At 67.9% G+C, this 23,091-nt stretch carries 21 protein-coding genes; 8 read left to right on the top strand and 13 right to left on the bottom strand.

Annotation, left to right across the window (positions count from 1 at the left end; genetic code table 11):
* Window positions 1–47: 47 nt before the first annotated feature.
* The 5 genes from ASD67_RS22905 to ASD67_RS04400 form a co-directional block, all read right to left on the bottom strand.
* Window positions 48–191 (bottom strand): hypothetical protein, encoded by a 144-nt coding sequence (locus tag ASD67_RS22905; protein ID WP_156377568.1) that lies wholly within the window; start codon window positions 189–191, stop codon window positions 48–50.
* A gap of 130 nt (window positions 192–321) precedes the next feature.
* The gene (locus ASD67_RS04415) at window positions 322–612 is read right to left on the bottom strand and encodes a PqqD family peptide modification chaperone (protein ID WP_056343972.1); all 291 of its coding nucleotides are present in this window, start codon (window positions 610–612) and stop codon (window positions 322–324) included.
* A 53-nt stretch (window positions 613–665) separates the two neighbouring features.
* Window positions 666–1,520, bottom strand: a complete 855-nt coding sequence (locus ASD67_RS04410) for a sulfotransferase domain-containing protein (protein WP_056343968.1) — start codon at window positions 1,518–1,520, stop codon at window positions 666–668.
* Between the two features lie 6 nt (window positions 1,521–1,526).
* Window positions 1,527–2,453: a hypothetical protein gene (locus ASD67_RS04405; RefSeq protein ID WP_056343965.1), complete on the bottom strand. Its 927-nt coding sequence runs from the start codon at window positions 2,451–2,453 to the stop codon at window positions 1,527–1,529.
* Window positions 2,450–3,052 (bottom strand): aspartyl/asparaginyl beta-hydroxylase domain-containing protein, encoded by a 603-nt coding sequence (locus ASD67_RS04400; RefSeq protein ID WP_056343962.1) that lies wholly within the window; start codon window positions 3,050–3,052, stop codon window positions 2,450–2,452. The genes ASD67_RS04405 and ASD67_RS04400 overlap by 4 nt, the downstream gene beginning before the upstream one ends.
* A 195-nt stretch (window positions 3,053–3,247) precedes the next feature.
* On the opposite strand from ASD67_RS04400, the gene ASD67_RS04395 reads away from it, so the two are divergent.
* The 4 genes from ASD67_RS04395 to ASD67_RS04380 are packed head-to-tail and all read left to right on the top strand — an operon-like array spanning window position 3,248 to window position 7,968.
* Window positions 3,248–4,531: a cupin domain-containing protein gene (locus ASD67_RS04395; RefSeq protein ID WP_056343959.1), complete on the top strand. Its 1,284-nt coding sequence runs from the start codon at window positions 3,248–3,250 to the stop codon at window positions 4,529–4,531.
* On the top strand, window positions 4,528–5,016 hold the full coding sequence (locus ASD67_RS04390; protein ID WP_056343956.1) for a lasso peptide biosynthesis B2 protein: 489 nt from the start codon (window positions 4,528–4,530) through the stop codon (window positions 5,014–5,016). The genes ASD67_RS04395 and ASD67_RS04390 overlap by 4 nt, the downstream gene beginning before the upstream one ends.
* Window positions 5,009–6,739, top strand: coding sequence for an ATP-binding cassette domain-containing protein (locus tag ASD67_RS04385; RefSeq protein WP_156377567.1), 1,731 nt, complete (start codon window positions 5,009–5,011; stop codon window positions 6,737–6,739). Before ASD67_RS04390 ends, ASD67_RS04385 begins: the two co-directional genes overlap by 8 nt.
* Window positions 6,736–7,968 (top strand): nucleotidyltransferase family protein, encoded by a 1,233-nt coding sequence (locus ASD67_RS04380; RefSeq protein ID WP_056343953.1) that lies wholly within the window; start codon window positions 6,736–6,738, stop codon window positions 7,966–7,968. The genes ASD67_RS04385 and ASD67_RS04380 overlap by 4 nt, the downstream gene beginning before the upstream one ends.
* Here ASD67_RS04380 and ASD67_RS04375 read toward each other — a convergent pair.
* The 5 genes from ASD67_RS04375 to ASD67_RS04355 form a co-directional block, all read right to left on the bottom strand.
* Complete coding sequence (locus tag ASD67_RS04375) at window positions 7,965–8,954, bottom strand: DUF2891 domain-containing protein (RefSeq protein WP_056343950.1); 990 nt, start codon at window positions 8,952–8,954, stop codon at window positions 7,965–7,967. The genes ASD67_RS04380 and ASD67_RS04375 overlap by 4 nt on opposite strands.
* A 97-nt stretch (window positions 8,955–9,051) precedes the next feature.
* Entirely contained in the window at window positions 9,052–9,990 is a 939-nt protein-coding gene (locus tag ASD67_RS04370; protein ID WP_056343946.1) for a DUF979 domain-containing protein, read from the bottom strand.
* Window positions 9,987–10,661 (bottom strand): DUF969 domain-containing protein, encoded by a 675-nt coding sequence (locus ASD67_RS04365; RefSeq protein ID WP_056343942.1) that lies wholly within the window; start codon window positions 10,659–10,661, stop codon window positions 9,987–9,989. The genes ASD67_RS04370 and ASD67_RS04365 overlap by 4 nt, the downstream gene beginning before the upstream one ends.
* Before the next feature lie 57 nt (window positions 10,662–10,718).
* Window positions 10,719–14,372 (bottom strand): hydantoinase B/oxoprolinase family protein, encoded by a 3,654-nt coding sequence (locus ASD67_RS04360; RefSeq protein ID WP_056343939.1) that lies wholly within the window; start codon window positions 14,370–14,372, stop codon window positions 10,719–10,721.
* The gene (locus ASD67_RS04355) at window positions 14,356–16,002 is read right to left on the bottom strand and encodes a CHASE domain-containing protein (RefSeq protein ID WP_056343936.1); all 1,647 of its coding nucleotides are present in this window, start codon (window positions 16,000–16,002) and stop codon (window positions 14,356–14,358) included. The genes ASD67_RS04360 and ASD67_RS04355 overlap by 17 nt, the downstream gene beginning before the upstream one ends.
* A gap of 181 nt (window positions 16,003–16,183) precedes the next feature.
* Between ASD67_RS04355 and ASD67_RS04350 the strand changes: the two genes are divergently transcribed.
* Genes ASD67_RS04350 through ASD67_RS04340 form a run of 3 tightly spaced genes read left to right on the top strand, consistent with a single transcriptional unit; the run spans window position 16,184 to window position 17,587 of the window.
* Window positions 16,184–16,831: a glutathione S-transferase family protein gene (locus tag ASD67_RS04350; RefSeq protein WP_056343933.1), complete on the top strand. Its 648-nt coding sequence runs from the start codon at window positions 16,184–16,186 to the stop codon at window positions 16,829–16,831.
* Window positions 16,831–17,406: an SRPBCC family protein gene (locus tag ASD67_RS04345; protein ID WP_056343930.1), complete on the top strand. Its 576-nt coding sequence runs from the start codon at window positions 16,831–16,833 to the stop codon at window positions 17,404–17,406. Before ASD67_RS04350 ends, ASD67_RS04345 begins: the two co-directional genes overlap by 1 nt.
* 1 nt (window position 17,407) lies before the next feature.
* Window positions 17,408–17,587, top strand: a complete 180-nt coding sequence (locus tag ASD67_RS04340; RefSeq protein WP_056343927.1) for a hypothetical protein — start codon at window positions 17,408–17,410, stop codon at window positions 17,585–17,587.
* A gap of 181 nt (window positions 17,588–17,768) precedes the next feature.
* On the opposite strand, the gene ASD67_RS04335 is transcribed toward ASD67_RS04340, so the two are convergent.
* Together ASD67_RS04335 and bchE are read right to left on the bottom strand one after the other, a co-directional pair.
* Window positions 17,769–18,740: a magnesium and cobalt transport protein CorA gene (locus ASD67_RS04335; RefSeq protein WP_056343924.1), complete on the bottom strand. Its 972-nt coding sequence runs from the start codon at window positions 18,738–18,740 to the stop codon at window positions 17,769–17,771.
* Between the two features lie 66 nt (window positions 18,741–18,806).
* Window positions 18,807–20,321: a magnesium-protoporphyrin IX monomethyl ester anaerobic oxidative cyclase gene (bchE, locus tag ASD67_RS04330; protein WP_056343921.1), complete on the bottom strand. Its 1,515-nt coding sequence runs from the start codon at window positions 20,319–20,321 to the stop codon at window positions 18,807–18,809.
* 64 nt (window positions 20,322–20,385) lie between these two features.
* On the opposite strand from bchE, the gene ASD67_RS04325 reads away from it, so the two are divergent.
* Window positions 20,386–20,760 (top strand): hypothetical protein, encoded by a 375-nt coding sequence (locus tag ASD67_RS04325; protein WP_162248537.1) that lies wholly within the window; start codon window positions 20,386–20,388, stop codon window positions 20,758–20,760.
* A 6-nt stretch (window positions 20,761–20,766) separates the two neighbouring features.
* Here the strand turns inward: ASD67_RS04325 and ASD67_RS04320 are convergent, their stop codons facing one another.
* Window positions 20,767–23,091: a GH92 family glycosyl hydrolase gene (locus ASD67_RS04320; RefSeq protein WP_056343915.1), complete on the bottom strand. Its 2,325-nt coding sequence runs from the start codon at window positions 23,089–23,091 to the stop codon at window positions 20,767–20,769.

The raw sequence follows: 23,091 nt of genomic DNA, 5'->3' as shown, positions 1-23,091 counted from the left end.
TGCAGGGCCAAACCACTATTTCCATCTCTGAACTGGAGTGGCGCGAATCAGGACGCGTCGTAGAAGGTATCGTCCGGATCGGGGCTGGGGCCGCCGCCACCGCCACGCGTACGCGCCGCCGGCACGACCGAGCGCAGTTCCGGCTTTTGCCAATCCTTGCGCGGCACATGCTTTTCCACGGTCTTGGTCATCAGAATCCCCCCTATTTGATATCGGTCCCACCGTTCGCCCGCAGATGCTTTTCACTGACTGGCGATTTACTTGGCCATGATGAGACAAAAATGCTGACCAGTCAAGGTAAACGGCCCGTCTACCAATGGTTTAGGAGGGACGCAGCGTGACCAGCCCCTTGCCGGCAAGTTCTTGGACGAATCCAATGGTTTCGGTACGACAAGTCCCGGGTTCGACTTCATATTCGGCGACCAGCGAATCGCAGATGGTGTCGAGCGTCGCCGGCGAATCGAGCAAGGCCCAGATCCGTCCGCCGACCGAGTCGACGTCGAAATAATTGCCGCTGTCGATGTCCATCATCATCAGCCCGTCGTCGAAGTCGTTGAAGAGTATCGACGGATTGCGCGTGATCAAGGTGTTGCCGGTTAGTGCGACCGTCATGTCCTGCCCCCCAAAATCCCCGCAGATGCGATAGCGAGCGCCGCCGCCACGCGTCAAGCCATTGACGCGGGAAGATAATCGAGCGCCGCCATCTGGCCGCGATGATCGGCGACGATATGCGTGACCTGGGCGGCGGTCAGCGCCGAGCGCCATTCGCCGGCGCGCCCGGCGCGAAAGAAGTTGGGCATGTTGGCGGGCTTTTCGGAAAAGCCCTCGATCGCCTCACGATCGCGCAGCCGGTCGAAACGACTCGCGGCGACCGCGGCGGCAATCGCGGCGGGCGCAGCATCGAGGCCCGCGGCGGCGGCGGCGCGCGCAAGCGCGGCTGCGGGGTCGGTCAGCATATCCTCGTAACGCAGCAGGCAGAGCGGGATCGCATCCTGCTGTGTCCAGCCCGCGACATGGTCGCTCCACCGGCCGAGATGGACGGGCAGGAAATCGCTGATCCGGTCGGGCCACCGGTTGAGTGTCGAATCGGCGTCGGCCATCCGCGCGATCGTCGTGTCGACATCCTGCTGGTTATGGTGTGCGAAGGAGAGGGCGACGTCGAGCGGATTGCGAACGATGTAGATCGCGGCGCGGCTGGCGTCGGCGGGGAAGAGCGCGGTGTCGCCCGGCCCCAGCGCATATTGGTCGTGCGTCTTAACGAAGAAGGGCGCGGCATTCTCCGCCGCCATCTGGCGGTGGAGCAGCGCGCGATAGGGCAAGAGTTCGGCGGGTTTCATCTCCGCCGAGGAAATGGCGCAGGCGTCGTCGAGCGCGTGGCGGTCGCCGCCCTCGGGCGCCCCGGCGAGCGCATTGACGGAGACATCATCGCCCGGCGCGGCGAGCAGGTGGGTGAGCATCGCGCGCAGCCAAGTGTTGCCCGATTTGGGATAGGAAGCGAGCCAGACGATCGAGCCGGGCATGACGCGCTATGGCGTCGGCTGAAGCGCGGGGGAGAGGCCGAAATATTCGATCACCGCATCGGCCATGCCCGCCGGGGTCGCGCCGGTCGCGGGGCGACCGATCGCGACCATGTCGATCGACCCGGCGAGCTTTACCACCGCGTGGAAACCCCAGGGCTGGAGACCGAGGCCGCGCAGGAATTTCTTGCGATGGACATAGCGGGCGAGCGCTTCGACCCGGTTGCCCATCAGCACGGGGCGCGTCAGGACGCCGGTTCCGCTGTGCGATTGAAGCAGCACCACCGCGCGCACCGGCATCGGGTCTTTGCGAAAGCGGTCGACCGCGACATAATATTTTTCGATATCCTCGCGAACCTGGATCTTGTCGTCGTCGTCACGGTCGAGCAGCGACAGGCTGTCGGTCCACAGCCGCATCGCGGGAAAGGCGGGGATCGCAGTCGCGCCGGCATCGTCGACGGTGACCCCGGTGACATCGTCCGCCAGCATCGTGCAGCCCGCCGCCATCAGCCCGCCGAGCAGCGTCGACTTGCCCGCGCCCGAGCGTCCGATGACGAGGATCGCACCGCTGTCGCTGGCGATCGAGCAGGCGTGCATCGGCAGGATGCGGCGCTGCATCAGGAGCGCCGAAATGCCGGTGCCGAGGATGATCGAGACAAGCGCCGCATCGGTCGCCCCGGCTTCGCGGTCGACGGTGATCGACGTGCCGCCGGCGATCAGCAACCGGCCGATGCCGAAGGCGTGAAACAGGATTTCGCCCGGTTCGGCGCGCCAGTTGCGAAAATGCATCGCCTCGGCCAGCCGGTCATCGGCGATCGGACCGAGGCGGATCTCGATGTCGACCGGGGCGACGACATCGCCGGGCAGCAGGTGTGGCAGCGCGAGGTCCGAGCGCAGCGTGAAGCCGTAGTGGCGGTAAAAATGACCCTGGGTCATGCGGTCGTCGCGGCTTCGGCCCCGGCCCCCGATGGCGCCGGCGCGGCGCGGTCGAACACTTCGAAGATGAAGTGGATACGGTCGGCGTCGCCTTCGTTCACCCCGCCGTGCGACGCGATATTGTTGACCTCCCACGCATGGCCGAGGCCGAGATGGTGGCGGTTCGGGCCGCTGAGAAAAAAGGCCCCCGGATTGGTGATGAGCGGCACATGGATCTTGTGGGTGCGCAGGTTCGACCCGGCGCCGTCACGGTGGAGGTCGATTTTCTGCCCGGCCTGGAGGCGCGCGAGCATCGCCTTTGGAAAGGCGGGATCGGCGAAACCATAGGGCCGGATCGCGGCGTCCATCACCGGCTGGAGCAGCGGCCGCCAGACCATCCATGCCGGATTGTCATAATGGTCTTCGGGTTCGCGATTGCCCGGGGTGAAACGGAAGATGATGTGGCGCGTGTGGTGGAAGACCTCGAAGTCATTTTCCTTGCGCGCGTCCTCGCCGGCCCAGACGCGTTCCGAAATCGCGGCGACACGTGCAGCGAGCGCGGTCGCGTCGACCGGGCCGAGGTCGCGGACATTGGCAGGCTTTGTGACGATGACGGCCATGGGATGAAAATTGCCCCCGCAATTGCCGGGTCGTTCTGGCGCGCGTTGCGCCCCGCGACAAGGGTAAAGTCACCCCGATTTCGCTTTGGGACACAGATGCTTCGCGCCGCAGGGCCGCATTGAACCTTTGGCGCGCGCTAGCTAAGATCGTGGCGGTGCCGGTGGGGACACGGCCGGACCCGGGGGAGTGTTTCGATGGCGGATCAGGATCAGGGGCAAATGACCCGCGACGCCGGTGCCGTGTCGCCGTCCGTCGAGGTTGGCGCTCTGTCGCCATCCGGCGACGTCGATGCCACGCCGTCATCGCTGGCGGCGCTGGTCGCCCCGTTGAGCGTCGGCGAATTCCTCGAGGAATATTGGAACCGCGCGTTTCGCGCCTGGCCGGGGCAGGCGGGGCGCTTCGCGGCGCTGATCGGCTGGGACGAGATCAACCATATCCTGGCGACGCAGCGGCTGGAGCCGCCGCGCCTGCAACTGGTCAAAACCGGGAAAAACGTGCCGGCCGAAAAATTCGTCGATATGGTAGGGCCGAACCGCCGCCTCGATGCCGGCGCGGTCACCGCGCAGTTGGCGCAGGGCGCGACGTTGGTGTTGAGCTTCGTCGACGAGATGGTGGCGCGGATCGGTGCGCTCGCCGACCGGATGGTGGACGAACTCGGCGTGCGTTGCAACGTCAACCTGTATGCGGGGTGGCGCGCCGACCATGGGTTCGACCTGCATTGGGACCATCACGACGTCATCATCCTGCAGGTCGCGGGACGCAAGCATTGGCGGGTCCAGCGGCCGACGCGCGACCACCCGGCGCGCGGCGAGACCGTGGTGCCGCCCGCGGAGGGCGATGATCCGGTCCATGACGCGATATTGGAAGAGGGCGCGATCCTCTATATCCCGCGCGGCTGGTGGCATGTCGCGACCCCGGTCGACGAGCCGAGCCTGCATCTGACGATCGCGCTGTCGCCACCGACGGGGCAGGATTATCTGCGCTGGCTGGTCGGCAAGGCGACCGGATCGCCGCTGTTCCGCGCTGATTGGCCCACGGCGCGCGGCGCCGAGGCGACCGCCGCCTATTGGCGGGACCTGGGCGAAGCGATGCAGGCGCTGCACGCCGCGCATCCGCCCGAAGCCTTTCTGGCCGAGCAGCGCGCGGCGCCGGTGGCGCGCCCGGTCTTCACCCTGCCGCAGTTCGCGGCGGGCAAGATGGCGCGGATCGGCGGCGACAGCCGGCTGCGCCCCGCGAGCCGGCGCGCCTTCGCGGCGGTTCGCGATGCGGTGAGCGGCGACCATGGGATCGAGATCGGCGAGCACTTCTTTCCGTGCAGCGTGGCGGTCGGTGCGGTGCTCGGGCGGCTGTCGAGCGACGGCGATGTTGCCTTCGACGCGCTCGCCGCCGGGCTGGACGACGCCGCGCGCCGCGAACTCGAGCAATTGCTGATCCGGCTCAATGCGGCGGGATATTTGTTCGTCGACCTCGGCGCATGACCGGGCGGATCGCCCTTGCGCGGCGCAAGCTGGCGAGCGCGTGGCGGCTGGGCGGGCGGCGCGGGTTGCTGGTCGCCGAGGCGAGTGTATTGCTGCTCGGCGCGCGGATCGCGGTTGCGACGCTGCCCTTTCGCCGCGTCGCGCGCTGGCTCGGTACGCCGGTTTCGCCGGGCGCGCTGATACCGCCGGCGCCGCGCGAACGCCCCGACGATGCCGCGACGATGGTGAGCTGGGCAGTGCGCTTTGCCGCCGGGCGCCTGCCCGTCGAGGCGGTGTGCCTGCCGCAGGCGATCGCGGCGCGCGCGATGCTGAAGCGCCGGGGGATCGCCGCGACGCTGCACCTGGGGGTGTGGCGCGACCACCGCGAGGCGGTGAAGATCGATCCCGATACGCCGCCCGCCCATGCCTGGCTCGACGCGTCGGGGCAAAGGATCGCCGGTTATCCGGTCGATCCGGCGCTGATCGAGGTGGCGGCCTTTGTCTGAACCCGTGGCTCCGATCCGGCCCCGCGCGCTGCTCGGCGCGATGCTGGCGAGCGCCGACCGGCGCCAGCTGGTCGTGGTGATGGCCTTGATGATCGCCGCAGCGCTGACCGAGGGGGTCGGCATCATGATGCTGGTGCCGATGCTGGCGCTGGTCGACGCCGGCGGCATGCGCGCGCCGGGGCGGGTCGGCGAGCTGCTGCACGGCCTGGTCGGCACGGTGTCGCTGGGGCAGGTGGTGCTGGTCTTCCTCGCGCTGCTGTTGCTGCGCGCTTATGTCAAACATGCGCAGACGATGAAGGCGCTCGAGCTGCAGCACATGCTGGTCGACCGGATGCGCGAGAGCCTGTTCGCGGGGCTGGTGTCGGCCGAGTGGCGCTGGCTGGCGACGCGGCGCGCATCGGACCATGCCAGCCTGTTGATCACCGACATCGGGCGGATCGGGGCGGCGTTCCAGCAGTTGATGACGCTGGCGGCGACGCTGGTGACCGCGATCGCCTATCTGGCGGCGGCCTATCTGCTTTCCTGGCAGGTGGCGCTGGTGGCGACGCTGGGCGGGGCGCTGATCCTGTTCGGCTTTGCCGGGCACCGGCGCCGCGCGGTGCAACTCGGGCGCTTGCTCGGCGGTGCGAACAAGGGGTTGCAGGCCGAGATCGTCGAAGGGTTCGACGGGGTGCGGATCACCAAGATGCTGGGCGGCGAGGCGCGCCAGCGCGCGCGCTTTGCCTCAGTGCTCAGGACGCTGCGCGGGCAGCAGATCGATTATGCGGCAAGCGCGAGCCACGGGCGTACCGCGCTGCAACTGGGCGGCGGGGCGTTGCTGGCGGCGCTCGTCTATGTCGGGTTGGCGGTCTTGAAACTGCCGCTGGCGGCGATGCTGCCGATCCTGCTGGTCTTTGCGCGGCTGGTGCCGATGCTGGGGGTGATTCAGCAAAGCTGGCACAGCTGGCTGCACGCCGCGGCGGCGATGGCCGAGACCGAGGCGCTGCGCCGCGAGACGGCGTCGGTGGCGGAAGCCAGCGCGCCCGCCGATGCGCCGCCGCTGGCGCTGGCGCGCGCGGTGACGCTGCGCGGCGCGGGTTTCACCTATGCCGGGCGCGAAGGTGCCGCGTTGCACGAGATCGATCTAGTGCTGCCGGCGCGCACGACGACGGCGATCGTCGGGCCTTCGGGCGCGGGCAAGAGCAGCCTGGCCGACATCCTGATGGGGCTGCTGTCGCCCGACACGGGCGAAATGCGCGTCGACGATGTCGTCATCGCGGGACCGACGCGGCAATTGTGGCGGCGTTCGGTCGCCTATGTCCAGCAGCAGCCCTTCCTGCTCGGCGGCAGCATCCGCGACAATCTGTTGTGGGCGGCGCCGGAAGCCGACGAGGCGGCGTTGCGCGCGGCGCTGGCGAAAGCGTCGGCCGATTTCGTCTTTGCGCTGCCGCGGGGGATCGACACGCTGGTCGGCGATCGCGGGCAAACATTGTCGGGCGGTGAGCGCCAGCGGATCGCGCTGGCGCGGGCGCTGCTGCTGTCGCCCGAACTGCTGGTGCTCGACGAGCCGACGAGCGCGCTCGACCCCGCGAACGAGGCGGCGATCCGCAAGGCGATCGCCGGACTGCACGGCGCGGTGACGCTGGTGATCATCGGGCACCGGCAGGCCATGCTCGACCTGGCCGACCAGTTGGTGCGGATCGAGGACGGGCGGATCGTACCCCGGGCGGAGGCGGCCGAATGATGGCGCGCGCGGGGCTGGCACGGCTGTTGCTCGACATGCTCGCCGATGTGCGCGGCGCCGACCGCGCGGCGCTCGCGGCGCTGTCCGACGCCGACTGGGAGGTGATCGGCGACATGGCGAAGCAGCACCGGCTGGCGTCGCTGCTCCACCGCCAGATGGCGGGGCGCGGGAGCGACTGGCCGGTGCCCGAGACGCTGAAGGCGCGCTGGGCGCGCGGATGGCTGGCGGCGGCGGCGCGGGCGCTGGCGATGCAGCAGGCGCTGGGCGAGGTGGGCGCGCTGGCCGGGCGCGAGGGGCTGGACTATGCGGCGCTGAAGGGCGCCTGGCTTGCCTGGCAGGCCTATCCGCAGCCGGCGCTGCGCCCGATGCGCGACATTGACCTGCTGCTCGGCGAGGCGGATGCGGTGCGCCTGTACGCGGCGATGATCGCGGCCGGGGCGGTGCCGGGGCCGGTTTCGCATACGCCGATTGACTATGCGCGCGCGCATCACAAGCATCTGCCGCCACTGCACTGGGGGCCGCAAAAGGTGGCGTTCGAACTGCACTGGCGGCTGACCAACCCGGTCCCCGGTGAGGATCGCGACGCGGTCGCGGCGACGACGGCGGGGCTGCTGGCGCGGGGGGTGCGGGCGAAAGCCGGGCCGGTCGAGATCGCCTATCTCGATCCGACCGACACCCTGCTGCATCTGGTCGTCCATGCGGCCTATGGCCGCCAGCCGTTCGACACCGGGCCGCAGGTGCTGTGCGACCTCGCCGCCGCGATCGACACGGCGGCGATCGACTGGCCGCGCTTCTGGGCCGATGCGGCGGCGCAGGGACGGACGGGTGGCGCGCGGTTGCTGTTCGCGCTGATGGCGAAATATATGGGGGCGCGGGTGGTCGATGATCCCGATCCGGCGCCGCTGCCCGAGCGGCTGGTCGCGGCGGCCGAGGCGCTGATGCTGCAGGACATGGGCGCGCGCGCCGAGCGCGGTTTCGCGACGCAGATCGCCGAGGCGGGGGGCAAGCGCGGCAAGGCGGCCTTTGCCTGGGGCCGCGCCTTTCCGCCGCGGCATATCGTCGCGCACTATGCGGGCGTGCCGGTCGACAGCTGGCGTGTGTGGCCCGCTTATCCGGTGCGTATGGCCGATCATGGCTGGCGCTGGCTGGTCCAGCGCGGCGGCGACGCGATGGACGCCGAGGTCGCCGACATGCGCGCGATGCGGCGCTGGCTGGGTACGGGCGGCTAGAGCCCGTCGAGCGCGAGCAGCGCGAAGCTCGCGAGCCAATGTTCGCCCATATAGTCGCCGGTGACGTGCGGGAGGGCGGCGTCGAGGTGGCGATTTATCGTGGCGTCCAGAAGCGGTGTCATCGGATTTGGCCCAAGCCTGTCGGCGATCCGCCGCCAGCACCATGCGCGGCTGAGATTGAGGCCGTCGAGATGGGCGATCTTGCCATCGCTGCGGTCCGATACGAACGCCGGTTCAAATAGCTGGCCTGGACGCGCGCAATCGGCTTCCGGAAGGAAATTGCCGAACCAGTCGATGAAGTCGTTTCGCCCCAGAACATGGCTCATCAACATGGCTTCGCACAGAGCAGGGGAAAGGAACTCGTCGCCACCCGGTTCCCAAGCCTGACAATTTCGATCGAGTTCGAACCAGTCGAGCGCCTTCTGTTCGATGAGGAGCAGCAAGTCACCATCGCGGTGCATCGCCCAATGATGCGTCAGCGTCAGTGCAAAGCTGATGTTGAAATGGGTGCCGACGCGCAGCGGATAGGTGAGCTTGGGCAGGAAGGCGTGGAAGCGCTGCGCGAAGGCGAGCGCGAGCGGTGCGAGCGCGGCGGCCCAGGGGGCGTTATGGCACTCGGCCTCGGCATGGAGCGCGAGCAGCCAAGCCCAGCCATAAGGGCGTTCGAAGCCGGAGGACGTGGGGCGCGACAGGTAAGCGAGTTCACCCGCGACCTTGTCGGGCACGAGCATCGCATCGGCGCGGGCGCGGATGTCGGCGGCGATCGGGAGATCGGGGAAGCGGCGCGCGAGGCGGAGGATCTGCCACCAGCCATGGACGCAGCTGTGCCAGTCGAAGCTGCCGTGGAAGATCGGGTGGAAATCGCGCGGGTGCCGGGCATCCTCGGGGCCGGCGAGGACATGGTCCATCTTGTACGGATATTCGCGGCCGAGGTGCGAGAGGGTGGCGGTCGCGAAGCGGGCGGCGTGGTCGGGGGTGAGGTTCATGGCAATCCCATAGTCGTCATTGCGAGCGCAGCGAAGCAATCCAGAGCGGATTACGCCACTCTGGATTGCCGCGTCGCTTCGCTCCTCGCAATGACGATCAAAAAGCGAAGAGGTAGATGAAGAGGATGTTGACCGCCAGCAGCGGCAGCGCGGTGCCGATCTGCGCCCTGATCACCCCATAGGGGTTTTTGAGTTCGAGCAAGGCAGCGGGGACGAGGTTGAAGTTCGCCGCCATCGGAGTCATCAGCGTGCCGCAGAAGCCCGCAAGCATGCCGATCGCCGCGACCACCGCGGGGTCGCCGCCGTACTGCTTGATGAGCAAAGGCATGCCGACCGCCGCAAGCATCACCGGGAAGGCGGCGAAGGCGTTGCCCATCACCATCGTGAACAGCGCCATGCCGAGCCCGAAGGCGAGCACCGCGCCGAACAGGCTGCCCTGCGGGATGGCGGTGCCGATCAGGCCGCCGACGACATCGCCGACCCCGGCCAATGCGAAGACCGCGCCGAGGCTGGCGAGCATCTGCGGCAGGATCGCCGCCCAGCCGACCGAATCGAGCAGGCGGCGGCCCTGTTGCAATGGGAGCAGTGCAGGCGGTTTAAGACGCGCCATGCCGACCGCGAGCGCGATAAGGACGCCGAATGCGAGCGAGATGAGTGTCGCCTGCTTGGGATCGGCGAGGCCGGGAATTTCCCTGAACAGAAAAGTCCCGACGAGCGCGACCACCGGGATGATCAATGCGACGAGGAGGAGGAAATTGCTGTATTTCGCGGCGCGTTCGGCCTGCACCTCGGCAGGAACTTCGCCGCCGGGCGCGCGGCCGATCTGGCCGGCGCCGGCGATGGCGACGAGCGCGAGGACGAGCAGCCCGTTGTAGAAGTCGCCGAGCCGGTCGCCCGCGAGCATCGACAGCGCGAGCAAGCCCCAGAAGGCGGCATTGCCGAAACGCTTGGGGTTGCTGCGATCAAGGGCACCGAGCGCGGCGAAGAGCGCGAAGGCGAGGCCGGCGAGGATATAGACATGGCCTAGCGTGATCATGCGCCGCGCTCCGCCGGTGCGGCCATGCGCCGTTCGAGACGGCGAAGCCGGAAGCCGTGGATGAGGAAGGCGGCGATCGCGGTCGGGATCGCCCAAAGCGAGAAGTGCAGCGGCTCGATGACGTAGCCATAGCCTTCGAGCACGCCCTTCATCAGCAGGATCGAGCCGATCGCGAGGAAGATGTCCTCGCCGAAGAACAGGCCGACATTGTCGGTGGCGGCCGAATAGGCCTTGACCTCCTCGCGCTGGTCATCGCTGAGCGCGGGATTCTGCGCGTCGGCGGCGGCCTCGGCCATCGGGGCGACAAGCGGGCGCACGGTCTGCGCATGCCCCGCGACCGAAGTGAGCCCGGCCGCCGACATCGCCTGACGCAGCAGCAGATAGCCGGTCAGAAGGCGCCCCAGCGTCGCGCCCCTCATCCGCGCGATCAGCGTGCGGGCATGTTGTTGCAGACCATAGGCTTCGAGCAGGCCGATGACGGGCAGGACGATCCAGATGATCGAGACATAGCGCGTGTCGTTGAACGCCTTGCCGAAGGCGGCGATGATCGCGGTGACGTCGAGCCCTGCGGCAAGACCGGTCGCGAGCGCCGAGGCCATGATGACGAGCAACGGATTGAAGCGGAGCAGGAAGCCCGCGATGATGATCAGGATGCCGATCAGGACGAGCATGATCGGTCTCCTGTCATCCCGTCATCCCCGCGTGGGGTAGACCGCGCTGTCGTCAACCTATCTCTCCCCTGTTTTCCCATAGCCGCCGCCGCCCGGCGTTTCGATCACGAACGCGTCGCCCGCTCCGAGATCGGCGCTACCCGTCGCGGCGAGCATCTCGACCGACCCGTCGGCGCGCTCGATCCAGTTTTGTCCCGGTGCGGCATCGTCGCCGCCCGCGAGGCCACTGGGCGCGATCCTGCGGCGGTTCGCGAGGATGTTCGCGGTCATCGCTTCGCGAAAGCGGATGCGACGGGTGGCGCCGTCGCCGCCCCGCCACTGGCCCGCGCCGCCCGAGCCTTTGCGGATCGAGAATTCCTCGACGATGACGGGGAAGCGCATTTCCATGACTTCGGGGTCGGTCATGCGGCTGTTGGTCATATGCGTCTGGATCACCGACGTGCCGTCGAAGCCGGGGCCCGCGCCCGAACCGCCGGCGATCGTTTCATAATATTGGTAGGCGTCGTTGCCGAAGGTGAAATTGTTCATCGTGCCCTGCGCGGGCGCCATCGCGTTGAAGGCGGCGAACAGCGCGTCGGTGATGACCTGGCTGGTCTCGACATTGCCGGCGACGACCGCGGCGGGATAGCTGGGGCTGAGCATCGAATCCGCTGGCACGATCAGGGTGACGGGGGCGAGGCAGCCCTCGTTCATCGGGATCGGGTCGTCGAGCATCGTGCGCAGCACATAAAGAACCGCGGCGCGGACGACCGGGAGCGGCGCGTTGAAATTGTCGGGCAGGGTCGCCGACGAGCCGGTAAAGTCGATGGTGACGTGGCGCGCGGTGCGGTCGACCTTGACCGCGACGACCACCTCGGCGCCATTGTCCATCGCGTAGCGGAAGGCGCCGTCGTCGAGGCGGGCGATGAGCTGGCGGACCGCCGCTTCGGCCTGCGCCTGGCCGTGCGCCATATAGGCGGCAACGGTGGCGGTGCCGTGCGCGGTGGAAAGGTCGGCAAGCGCGCTGGCGCCGCGCTGGCACGCGGCGACCTGCGCCTTCAGGTCCGCGATGTTGAGCGCGGGGTTGCGCGTGGGGAAGGCGCCGTCGACCAGATGGGCGGCGACCTCCGCGTCGAGGAAATTGCCGTCGTCGACGATGAGTATGTTGTCGAAGAGAATACCCTCGTCTTCGATGCTGCGGCTGTCGGGGGGCATCGATCCCGGCGCGATGCCGCCGAGGTCGGCGTGATGCCCGCGCGCGGCGACGAAGAAGGCGGGGGCGTCGGCGTCCCCCTCTTCTTTGGCGACGAACACCGGCATGATGACGGTGATGTCGGGCAAGTGCGTGCCGCCGTCATATGGCGCGTTGAGGGCATAGGCATCGCCGCGACGCAGGCCGCGGCCGTCTTTGGTCCGTTGGCGCAATATGGTGCGGACGCTTTCGCCCATCGAGCCGAGATGCACCGGCATGTGTGGGGCGTTGGCGACGAGGCGGCCTTCGCCGTCGAAGATCGCGCAGGAGAAGTCGAGCCGCTCGCGGATGTTGATCGACGAGGCGCTGTGCTGGAGCGCGCCGCCCATTTCCTCGGCGATCGCCATGAACAGGCTGTTGAAGATTTCGAGGCGGATGGGGTCGGGGGTTGCGGGGTCAGTGCTCCCCGGCGAAAGCCGGGCCCCAGACGACGCGCTGCCGCGCGCGTTTTCGGTTGCGCTGGCCCCCGACTTTCGCCGGGGAGCACTAGAGAGCCTGAGCGTTCCTTCTGCCTCTACCGTCGCATTCCACCCCGGCTCGACCACCGTCGTCGCGAGTGCGTCGATGATGATCGCGGGACCGGTGACGGTGCTGCCGGGGGCGAGGGCGTCGCGCTGGTGGAGCGGGACGTAGTGGCGGGCTCCGGCGAGCCAGGCGGCGACAGTTTCGGGCGGCGTTTCCTTGGTTGCGGCGGGCGGCGGAAGCGCGGCGGGGGTATCACCCGCCTCGGTCAGTTCGACGCGGATGCGGTCGACGACGAGATTGGCGTGCGGGGCGTAACCGAAGCGTTGGCGGAAGGCGGCGGCGAAGGCCTGCGCCACGTCGGCGGGCGGCGCGAGCGGGAGTTCTATCGCATTGTCGCTGTCGGCGAGGCGGACGAAGAGCAGGGTTTCCTGGGTCGTTTGGGCGTGGGGGGCGAGGTCGGCGCGAGCTTGCTGCGCTAGCTCGGTTTCGACCTCGGCGAGCATCTCGGCGCATTGGGCGTCGAGCGTCGACCCCAGCGTGCGCTCGCGGATCGCCGAGGGCCGGGCGAGGCCCATGCCATAGGCCGAGAGCACCCCCGCGAGCGGATGGAGCAGGATTTCGTCGACGCCGAGCGCGTCGGCGACCAGGCAGACATGCTGGCCCGCGGCGCCGCCGAAGCCGACAAGACTATAGCCTTGGGTCACGTCATGGCCGCGCGCGATGGTGATGCGCTTGATCGCGTTCGCCATCTGCTGGACCGCGATCGCGAGCAGGCCTTCGGCGAGAGCTTCGGGCGCGAGGCCGACGTCTTTCGCCATGGCGGCGAATTTTCGGGCGACCACGTCGCGGTCGAGCGGCTGGTCGCCTGCGGGGCCGAAGAGTTTCGGGAAATGATCGGGCTGGATCTTGCCGAGCAGCACATTGCAGTCGGTGACGGTGAGCGGCCCGCCGCGACCATAGGCGGCGGGACCCGGGTTGGCACCGGCACTTTCGGGGCCGACGAGCAGGCGCGCGCCGTCCCAGCGGCAGATCGAGCCGCCGCCTGCAGCCACGGTGTGGATGCGCAGCATCGGGGCGCGGATGCGGGTACCCGCGACGATCGTTTCGTTGTCGCGCTCGAGGCGGCCGGCATAATGGCTGACGTCGGTCGAGGTGCCGCCCATGTCGAAACCGATGAGGCGGGTCTTGCCCAAGGGGGCGGCGCTGCCGACCATGCCGACGATCCCGCCGGCGGGGCCAGAGAGGATCGCATCGCGGCCGTGGAAGGCGCTGCCCGAGGCGAGGCCGCCCGAGCTTTTCATGAATTGTGGTTCGACGTCGTCACCGAGTTGGGCGCAGAATTGATCGACATAGTGGCGCAGGACGGGCGAGAGATAGGCGTCGGCGAGGGTCGTGTCGCCGCGGCCGATCAGCTTGATCAGCGCGCTGACGTCGTGGCTGGTCGAGATTTGCGCGAAGCCGAGTTCGCGTGCGATTTCGGCGAGGCGCAGCTCGTGCGCGGGATAGCGATAGCCGTGGATCAGGACGATCGCGATGCTGGCGAGGCCGGCGTCGCGGGCGGCCCGCAGCGATGCGCGCGCGGCATCCTCGTTGAGCGGGGTCAGGATGGTCCCGTCGGGGCCGGTGCGTTCGGCGATCTCCGCCACCGCTGCGTGTGGGGGCGGGATGCGGTCGAGCCGCCGCGCGAAGAGGTCGGGGCGGTCCTGGTAACCGATGGTCAGCGCGTCGCCGAAACCGCGGGTGATCGCGAGCAATGTCGGTTCGCCCTTGCGTTCGAGCAGCGCGTTGGTCGCGACGGTCGAGCCCATGCGGATCGCGAGCGGCGGCAGCGCGCCCGTGCCGGCACCGGTCAGGTCGCGGATCGCATTGACCGCGGCGTCGCCCGGGCGCGCGGGATCCTCGCTCAGATATTTGGCGGTGACGACCGCGCCGTCCGGCGACCGCGCGACGACATCGGTAAAGGTGCCGCCGCGATCGATCCAGACCTGCCAGTCGGCGTCAGTCCGCGATGTCACGGTCGGGCCAGCGGATGGTGATCGAGAGGCTGTGGTCGGCGGCGCTGCGGTTCCAGCTGCCCTTGAGCTGGCGTTCGATCAGGGTTCGGATGAACTGGGTGCCGAAGCTTTCGGTGTCGATCTGCGGGGTTTCGGGAAGGCCGCTTTCGACCCAGTTGAGTTCGATATCCTCGGCCGCACGGCGCCAGCCGACGGTGAGCTCGCCCTTGCCGGCGAGCGCGCCATATTTGATGCTGTTGGTGACGATTTCATGCACCGCGAGCGAGATCGCCTGCGCCGCTTCGTCGTCGAGGCGGACGTCGGGGCCGGTGACGTCGTCGGACGCCCGGCCGGTGGTTTCGAGTTCGCGGCGGATGATCTGGCCGAGGTCGACGGTGTCGACGGCGCCGGTGACGAGCATCTGTTTCGCATCGGATAGCGCGCGCATGCGGCCGTCGAACTTGGCCTCGAAATCCTGAAGGTCGGTCGATTCGCGCAGCGTGATCCGCGCGAGCGCCCCGATCCGCGCGAAGGCGTTTTTCATCCGGTGCGCCATTTCGCCGATCATCAGTTCGCGATCCTCGGCATGGCGCGCCTTTTCCGCGGCGAGCGCCTGGGCGGCGTCGATCCGGCGGCGCTGGACGCGGTGGAGCTGGGTCGCGAGCACCGCGAGCGCGAGGCCGAACAGGAAGATGCCGAGCGGCCGCCCGAGCCGGTCGATGAAGCGGCCATAGGAAATGCGGATGATCCATTGCCGGTCGGCGACGTGCAATTTCTGTTCGTGCGCGTCCCAGCCGATCGTGCCGTGGCTGAAGACGAGCGGCGCCGACGGACCCTCGCCGGCGCGGACCTCGATGCCATCGACGCCCTTGAGCTGTTCGCCGAGCACCGCCTTCATCATGTCCTCGGTGCGGAAGGGGGCGTAGACGAACGCCTCGACCGGCCGCGCGTCACCCATCGTCGCGATGATGGCGGTGGTGGAGGGAACGGGGACATCGCCGGAGTCGGCGGGTTCGAGCGCCGTGCGTTGCCGCGCATAGACGGGGACGTAGACGAGGAAGCCCGGCTGTTTGACCTTTGACACGCGTTCCTGCGCGAGGTGGACGATGCCGCTGGCGGCGGGGCGTCCGGTCTGCCAGGCGCGGCGCATCGCCTCGCGCCGGGTCGCTTCGCTGTACATATCGAAGCCGAGCGCGGCGTTGCGGCGCGGCGTATAGGGTTCGACGAGGACGACCGCGAAGCCGATCTTGCGGGGGCTGGTGGCGGGCCAGATCGCGATATCGCGGCCGTAGTTGAGGCGCAATTGCGCCACCGCAGGGGCCAGGTCGTCGCGGCGGACCGCGGCGGCGATGCCGACCCCCTCCATGCCCGGCGCCTGCACCTGCGGCTGCAGCGCGGCGAGATAGGCGCGGATGCCGGGACCGCTGGCGGCGGTGTCCGACTGATACAGCGCGCGGACGCCTTCGAGCACCGCGATATGGTCGCGCAGCCGCATATTGACCTGCGTTGCGACGCGGCTGGCCTGGTCGGCCTCCTGCGACTGGTTGTAGAGGAAGCTGGCGGCGGCGGCGATCAGGGTGGCGACAAGGATCACCAGCCCGACGAAACGGACCAGCAGCCCTATCAGCCGATCTGCCCAAACCGAGCGCATGCTCTTGTTATTTTCCCGTGGTTTATCGCTGAGCCCGGCGCCCCTGTGACCGCAATATTCCCACGCGGACGGGCGCTTAGCAAGCGCAATGTCGCGCTTATGCACCCGCCGCGGCGATGGTTGCGGTTTATGCCCTTTGGCGTAAGACGGGCGCGATGGAGAAGAACAGGGGAGCGGTCGGATGATCATTTACGGTTCGTTGGTGTCGCCTTTCGTGCGCAAATTGCTTGCCTATCTCGGCGAGAAGGGGATCGACTTCGAACTGAAAGGGGTGGGGATCGGCGATCCCGATCCGGGGTTCCGAGCCGCCTCGCCGCTCGGCAAGATGCCCGCGATGGACGACGACGGCTTCATGCTCGCCGATTCGAGCGCGATCATCCAGTATCTGGAGGCGAAGCATCCCTCACCCGAACTGATCCCCGCCGACCCGCAGGCGCGCGGGCGGGTGATCTGGTGGGAGGAGTTCGGCGACACGGTGTTCGCGGCGTGCAGCGGCAAGATGTTCTTCAACCGCATCGTCGCGCCGAAATTCCTGGGCCGCGAGGGCGACCTCGCCGCCGCGGCGCAGGCCGAGAGCGAGGAATTGCCGAAGCTGCTCGATTATCTGGAAAGCGCGATCCCCGCGTCGGGTTTCCTCGTCGGCGACCGGCTGACGCTCGCCGACCTCGCGGTGGCGTCGCCGCTGATGAATTTTCGCCATTGCGGCGCGGTCGTCGATGCGGCGACGCACCCGAAGATCGCGGCATGGAGCGAAGCGATCCTGTCGCGGCCGAGCATGGCGCTGTGGGTGGCGAAGGAAGAACGGATGATGGCGAAGGTGCTCGCCTGATGCGCGCATGGGCGACCGGGCTGGCCGCGGCGTTGCTGCTGACGGTGTCGACGGCGCTCGCCGGAGAGGTACGGGTGACCAGGCAGGTCGAGGCCGACGCCACGACGACGATGGTGCACGAGATACTGGTCGATGCGACGCCCGCCGAGGTGTGGACCGCGATCTCGACCGCCGAAGGTTGGATGACTTGGGCGGTGCCGATCGCGTGGATGACGAAGGACGACCCCGACCTGATCGAGGCGGCCTATGACCCGGCGTCGAAACCGGGCGGTGCCGACACGATCCAGCAGCGGTTCGGTGAACGGATTCCCGGCCGGCGGCTGGGATTCCGGACGGTCAAGGCGCCCGCGGGTTTTCCGCACTGGGACGCGTATCAAAAGGTGACGAGCGTGTTCGAGATCGAACCGGCGGGCCGGCAGACCCGTGTTCGGCTGACCTCGCGCGGCTATCCGGACAGCGAGGGCGGCCGCGTGCTGGTCGGCTTTTTCGAAAGCGGGAATGGAGAGACGCTGGAAAATTTGCGCACACGGTTCGTCACCGGACCGGTCGACTGGACCGCCAAGCTGCGCCGCTGACATGGTGCGCACGCGGGCGAGCATCTGTGCACGCAAGCGGCGTTATGCATCGGCGGAAGCGGCGATGGCGGCGGCGCGCGAAGCCGGGCTGGTGTTGCGGCCCTATCGCTGCGAGCGGTGCCGGCAGTTCCACCTGACGAGCCGGACCAAGGGCAAGTGGATGCCGAAGGTGGCGGGGTGAGCGGTCAGGGGTGGCGGGATTCGGGCGAAATCTGCCTCATCTCTCTTTGTCATCCCCACGAAAGCGGGGACCCAGAGCGTCCGTTGGCTGGTTCATCCCTGGGTTCCCGCTTTCGCGGGAAGGACAAAGCAAGGAAGCGGCAAGGTCCGCTTTCCACCCCAAAACCGACATTCCAGCCGCGTCAGAGCCAGCCGATATGCTTGAAGCGCCAGAAGACGAGCGCCGAGCCGCCGAAGATCAGCCCGAGCGCGAAGGGATAGCCGAGCTGCCAGTCGAGTTCGGGCATGAATTCGAAATTCATGCCGTAGATGCCGGCGATTGCGGTCGGCACCGCGAGGATCGCGGCCCAGGCGGCGAGCTGGCGGGTGATGACGCCCTGGCGCTGCTGTTCGAGCATCGAATTGGTCTCGATCACTGATGCGGTGACGTCGCGCAGCCCGGTGAGGCGGAATTCGGCGCGCTGAACATGGTCCCAGATGTCGCGGAAAAAGGGGCGCACCGCATCGTCGATGCCGGGCAGCTCGTCGTCGCCCGCGAGGCGCCAGGCGACGTCCTTCATCAGCCCGACGATGCGCTGGAAACGGATGACCTCGTGCCGTTGGGCGTAGAGGTGGCGGATTTCGGCGGCGTCGAGCGGGGTGTCCATCACGCTTTCCTCGACGAGCAGCAGCCGGTCCTCGATCGCGTCGATCACCGGGAAATAGCCGTCGACGATGAAATCGAGGATCGCATAGAGGACGTAATCGGGTCCGTGCGCGAGCTTCGCCGGCAGCGTTTCGAGTCGCGCCCGCACGTCGGTATGGGCGCGCGCCGAGCCGTGACGGACGGTGACGATGAAATGGCGGCCGACGAAGATCGCGGTCTCGCCCGACTGGATCGTATCGCCCTCGCGGTTGCCGGTCGCGGCGATGACGAACAGCTGGTCGCCATAGACCTCGACCTTGGGCAATTGCTTCGCCTTCAGCGCGTCTTCCACGGCAAGCGGGTGGAGGCCGAAGCGTTTGGCGATGCCCGCGAGTTCCTCGGGCGTTGGCTCGAAAAGGCCGAGCCAGTAGAAATCGCCGTCGTCGCAATCCTCGGGGATGATGTCGTCGGGGCCGAGTTCGCGGACGAGCAGGCCTTTGTTATAGTGGCGGGCGGCCATGATCGGCATCGGCGGGACTTTCTTGCGAAACTGCGCCCTCCATAGGCCGCTGCGCGATGAAGGGAAGGGGGTGCGTCAGGCGGCGCGGGCGCGGCGCTCGACGACCATCGATTCCTCCTCGGCTTCGAGCGTTTCACCCGCAAACTGGGCGAGCGTCATGCCCTGGTCGCGGGTGCGGTCGCGGAAGAGGAAGCCGATGATTTCGTGGAACCAGACGCGGCGGCCCATGCGGTAGTACCAGCGGATCGCGTGGCGGATCTTCGGGTCGGGGTTCCACGCCCAACGGCGCAGCGACTGCGGGCGAAGCTGCGCCGCCGCCTCGATCGCCTTGACCCACAGGAACAGCCGCCAGGGCGGCATGCGGTCCATGCCGAGCACCTGATGCTTGTAATCCCATTTGGTGCGGTCGTCCTGCACGACGCGGCGGTCGCGAGCGAGCGAGAAGAAGGGGGTCCAGCGATGCGGGGTGACGTAGAGCGCCTGAATCTGATCGGGGTCGTAGTCGATCAGTTGTCTGAGGCCGTGCCAGAGGTCGCGGTCGCTCTGGTCCGAAAAGCCCGCGACCCATGTCGCCATCGAGAGGATATTATGCTGGCGGAGGAGGCGGATCGCTTCGCGGTCGGCGGCGACGGTGCCGCCCTTGCGGATCAGCTTGAGCGTCGCCTCGTCGGTATTTTCCATGCCCATCAAAAAGCGTTCGAAGCCCGCTTTCTTGTAGAGATGGAGGATGTCGGCGTCGCGGACGATGTCGTCGGCGCGGGTCGAGCCGACAAGGGTGACCGAGATATTTTCGGCGATCAGCGCTTCGAGAAACGCCTTCCAAGGCTTGCGCCCGGCGCTGGGGTTTTCGTCGGCGAAGTTGAAGACCTCGACGCCATGGCTGCGATGGAGATGCGCGATTTCGGCGGCGAGTTTCCGTGGGTCACGGTGGCGCCAGCGGGTCCAGAAGCCGCGCTGGCCGCAATAGTTGCACAGGTGCGGACAGCCGCGCGAGAACTGGATCACGACCGCGCGCTTGCCGCCCCAATAGGAGTAACGGCTGTGGTCGATCAGCTCCCAGCCGATGCGGTGGGCGTCGAGATCGGCAATCGCGGCGGCGGGGGGCGTGGCGATGGCGCGGCCGTCGGTGTCGCGAAAGGCGAGGCCGCGGATGCTATCGATCGGCGCCTGCGCACGCAGCGCAGCGAAAAGCGCGGCGGCGGTCGCCTCGCCCTCGCCACGCACGATGATATCGACATGGGGGTCGGCGGCGAGGATGTCGCGCCAGTGATAGGTCGGGTGGACCCCGCCATAGACGATCGTTGCGTGCGGCAATGCGGTGCGGATCGTCGCAGCGATCGCGGTGATGATCGGCTGTGCCGAAGAGGAGCCCGAATGGCCGAAGAGCACGGCATCGGGGGCGAAGGCGGCGATGTCGGAGGCGAGGGTTGCGAGCGGCACGGGACCGAATTCGCCATCGAACAGGCGCACCTCATGCCCGTCGTCGATCAGCGGCCCGCCGACGCAGAGCAGCCCGAGCGGGGGAAGCTGTTCGTCCGGAATACGGCTGCCGATCGCGGGATGCGGGACGTTGACCAGGGCAATGCGCATCGACCGTTCACTCCATCGGGTTTGACCGGTATATCAGCCGATTAGGGAAGCGCGAGGGGATATGATGGACAGGGATGCATTGCTGGTCCGTTACCGGGTGATGAGCGATACAAGGCTGCATTTCAGCCGGCTCTATTTTGCGGTGATCGCTTTTTCGGTTCTGCTGACGCTGGCCTTGTGGGCGCTGTTTCTGGTCGTGGAAGCGCTCGCGGTGATCGGGTGGGTGCCGGTGGCGGGGGCGTTCGTCGCCCAGCGGTTGCTGCTGCGCGAGCGGTCGGCCTTTACGGCGATGACGGCGGCGTGGCGGGGGTTGAACGGCGAAGCGGCGATGGCGCCGACGGGACGGTCGGCACCGGGGGCGATGGCGTTGGTCCTCATCGGCGAGGCGCTGGCGGGAGCGGTGCTGGTCGCGATCGGGCTGGCCGCTTGCTTCGGCTGAGCGATCCTATTTCGTGCGCGACATGGAATAAGGCCGCGCGCTCGCCGCCTTTCCCCACGCCGCGTTGGGTTTTGCCTGCATCGTGAAGCGCAGCGTGCCGCCCTGGCGGATTTCCGCGTCGGCGATCCAGCTGCGGGTCAGCACTTTGCCGTTCAATTCGACCTTGCCGACATAGGGGTTGGCGTCCGCGAGGCCGATCGTTTCGACGGTGAAGCTTTTGCCGCCCGGTAGCGTCAGCACCGCGCGGTCGACGAACGGCCGGCCGATGATATATTGGTTCGACCCCGGCGCGACGGGGTAGAAGCCGAGGCCGGTGAAGATGAGCCAGGCCGACATCTGGCCGAGGTCGTCATTGCCCGACAGTCCGTCGGGGGTCGGCTTATACTGGCTGTCGACGATCTGCTTGAGCCGTTCCTGCGTGCGCCAGGGCGCCCCGGCGTAAGTGTAGAGATAGGCGACATGGTGGCTCGGTTCGTTGCCATGGATGTATTGGCCGATGAGGCCGGCGATATCCTCGGCATGGCTGTAGTCGAGTTTGCTGTTGTCGTAATCGAACATCGTGTCGAGCTTGGCGATCGCCTTCGCGTCGCCGCCGAGGATGGCGAAGAGCGCAGCCTGGTCCTGAGGGACGAACCATGAATATTGCCAAGCATTGCCCTCGGTATAATCCGACCCATAGTTGATCGCGGTCGGATCGAAGGGGGTGCGGAAGCTGCCGTCGGCCTTGCGCGCGCGCAGCCAGCCGGTCTTGGCGTCGAAGCTGTTCCGCCAAGAACCGGCGCGTTTGTAGAAGCGGTCGGCGACGTCGGTGCGGCCCATTTTCTCGGCCATGCGGGCGATCGTCCAGTCGTCATAGGCATATTCGACCGTCTTCGACGCCGCTTCGGGTTCGCGGTCGATCGCGACGTAGCCGCGCGTCATATACTCGCCGAGGCCGCCATAGGGGGCGTAGTCCGCGCTCGCGACCATCGCGTCGAGCGCGTCGTCGGCGCCGAAATAGCCGAGGTCTTTCATATAGGCGTCGGCGATGACGGGGACGGCGTGATAGCCGATCATCGTCCAGGTCTCGCGCCCGTGGAATTGCCAGACGGGCAAGATGCCGTGCGGGCTGTGCCGCTGGCTGGCGAGCAGGGACTGGACGACGTCGGTCGTCGTTTGCTCGGGCTGGACGAGAGTGAGCAGCGGGTGCTGGGCGCGGAAGGTGTCCCACAGCGAAAAGGTCGAGCGGAAGGTGAAGTCTTTCGCGACATGGACCGCATCGTCGGGACCGCGATAGCGGCCGTCGACATCGCTCCACACGCTCGGGGCGAGCAGGCTGTGGTAGAGCGCGGTGGTGAGGTTGGTGCGCATCGGCGCTGGGGCTTCGATGGTGAGCGCGCCGAGCGCTTTGCGCCATGCACCCTCGGTGCGGGCGCGGACGGCGTCGAAGGCTCCGCCTTCCGCGTCGAGATTGGCGATCGCGCCGGCCTCGTCGACCCCCGAGAGCGCGACGCGGACTTCGAGCGGGCCGCGCAATTCGCCGAAGTCGAAGCGCGCCTCGAGCGCCTTGCCGAGTTTTTCGGCGAGCGCGTCGCTGCCGCGGCCGGGACCCTGGAAACCCTTGTACGGAATCTTGTCGTCGCGATCGACGAAGGCGTGGCCGAACAGCGGGTGCGAGAAACGCATCGCGAAATAGAGCTTGCGCCCCGGCGCCCAGCCGCGCGTTTCGCGGAAACCGGTGATTGTGCCGTCGGCATGGCGGCGGAGTCCCGACCAGAGGATCTTGCCCGGATAATCATAGAGCGACGAGCGGAGGTCGAGGAGGAGATGCGCCTGCTGCCCCGCGGGGAAGCTGTAGCGGTGGATGCCGACGCGGGTGCCCGCGGTGAGTTCGGCGCGGATCCCGCTGTCGGCGAGGGTGACGGCGTAATAGCCGGGGCTGGCGGTTTCGGTGGCATGGTCGAAGCGCTGGCGATAGCCCGAGCCGGGCTGTTTGGGGTCGCCGGGGTCGAGTTTGACCTCGCCGACCTGCGGCATGACGAGAAAATCGCCGAGGTCCGAATGGCCGGCGCCCGAAAAATGGGTGTGGCTGAAGCCCTGGATCGTCGGGTCGTGGTAGCTGTAGCCCGCGGCATGGGCGTAGCAGTCGCGAATCTGACACGTCGCGTCGGTGTCGGGCGACAGCTGGACCATGCCGAAGGGGGCGGTGGCGCCGGGGAAGGTGTGGCCCTCGGGTCCGGTGCCGATCATCGGATCGACGAAGGTCAGGATATCGGGCGCGGGTTCCTCGGCCGCGCCCGGAATCGCCAGCACCGCGAGCAGCAGCGCGGCGGTGGTGGCGAGGCGTTTCAT

The organism is Sphingopyxis sp. Root1497 (assembly GCF_001427085.1).
Taxonomy (GTDB): Bacteria; Pseudomonadota; Alphaproteobacteria; order Sphingomonadales; family Sphingomonadaceae; genus Sphingopyxis.
This window is presented reverse-complemented; position numbering and strand designations above follow the sequence as displayed.

Coding starts and splice junctions, on each gene's coding strand:
- ASD67_RS22905 (WP_156377568.1), bottom strand. CDS start 191: ATGACCAAGACCGTGGAAAAGCATGTGCCGCGCAAGGATTGGCAAAAG.
- ASD67_RS04415 (WP_056343972.1), bottom strand. CDS start 612: ATGACGGTCGCACTAACCGGCAACACCTTGATCACGCGCAATCCGTCG.
- ASD67_RS04410 (WP_056343968.1), bottom strand. CDS start 1,520: ATGCCCGGCTCGATCGTCTGGCTCGCTTCCTATCCCAAATCGGGCAAC.
- ASD67_RS04405 (WP_056343965.1), bottom strand. CDS start 2,453: ATGACCCAGGGTCATTTTTACCGCCACTACGGCTTCACGCTGCGCTCG.
- ASD67_RS04400 (WP_056343962.1), bottom strand. CDS start 3,052: ATGGCCGTCATCGTCACAAAGCCTGCCAATGTCCGCGACCTCGGCCCG.
- ASD67_RS04395 (WP_056343959.1), top strand. CDS start 3,248: ATGGCGGATCAGGATCAGGGGCAAATGACCCGCGACGCCGGTGCCGTG.
- ASD67_RS04390 (WP_056343956.1), top strand. CDS start 4,528: ATGACCGGGCGGATCGCCCTTGCGCGGCGCAAGCTGGCGAGCGCGTGG.
- ASD67_RS04380 (WP_056343953.1), top strand. CDS start 6,736: ATGATGGCGCGCGCGGGGCTGGCACGGCTGTTGCTCGACATGCTCGCC.
- ASD67_RS04375 (WP_056343950.1), bottom strand. CDS start 8,954: ATGAACCTCACCCCCGACCACGCCGCCCGCTTCGCGACCGCCACCCTC.
- ASD67_RS04370 (WP_056343946.1), bottom strand. CDS start 9,990: ATGATCACGCTAGGCCATGTCTATATCCTCGCCGGCCTCGCCTTCGCG.
- ASD67_RS04365 (WP_056343942.1), bottom strand. CDS start 10,661: ATGCTCGTCCTGATCGGCATCCTGATCATCATCGCGGGCTTCCTGCTC.
- ASD67_RS04355 (WP_056343936.1), bottom strand. CDS start 16,002: ATGCGCTCGGTTTGGGCAGATCGGCTGATAGGGCTGCTGGTCCGTTTC.
- ASD67_RS04350 (WP_056343933.1), top strand. CDS start 16,184: ATGATCATTTACGGTTCGTTGGTGTCGCCTTTCGTGCGCAAATTGCTT.
- ASD67_RS04345 (WP_056343930.1), top strand. CDS start 16,831: ATGCGCGCATGGGCGACCGGGCTGGCCGCGGCGTTGCTGCTGACGGTG.
- ASD67_RS04340 (WP_056343927.1), top strand. CDS start 17,408: ATGGTGCGCACGCGGGCGAGCATCTGTGCACGCAAGCGGCGTTATGCA.
- ASD67_RS04335 (WP_056343924.1), bottom strand. CDS start 18,740: ATGCCGATCATGGCCGCCCGCCACTATAACAAAGGCCTGCTCGTCCGC.
- bchE (WP_056343921.1), bottom strand. CDS start 20,321: ATGCGCATTGCCCTGGTCAACGTCCCGCATCCCGCGATCGGCAGCCGT.
- ASD67_RS04325 (WP_162248537.1), top strand. CDS start 20,386: ATGGACAGGGATGCATTGCTGGTCCGTTACCGGGTGATGAGCGATACA.
- ASD67_RS04320 (WP_056343915.1), bottom strand. CDS start 23,091: ATGAAACGCCTCGCCACCACCGCCGCGCTGCTGCTCGCGGTGCTGGCG.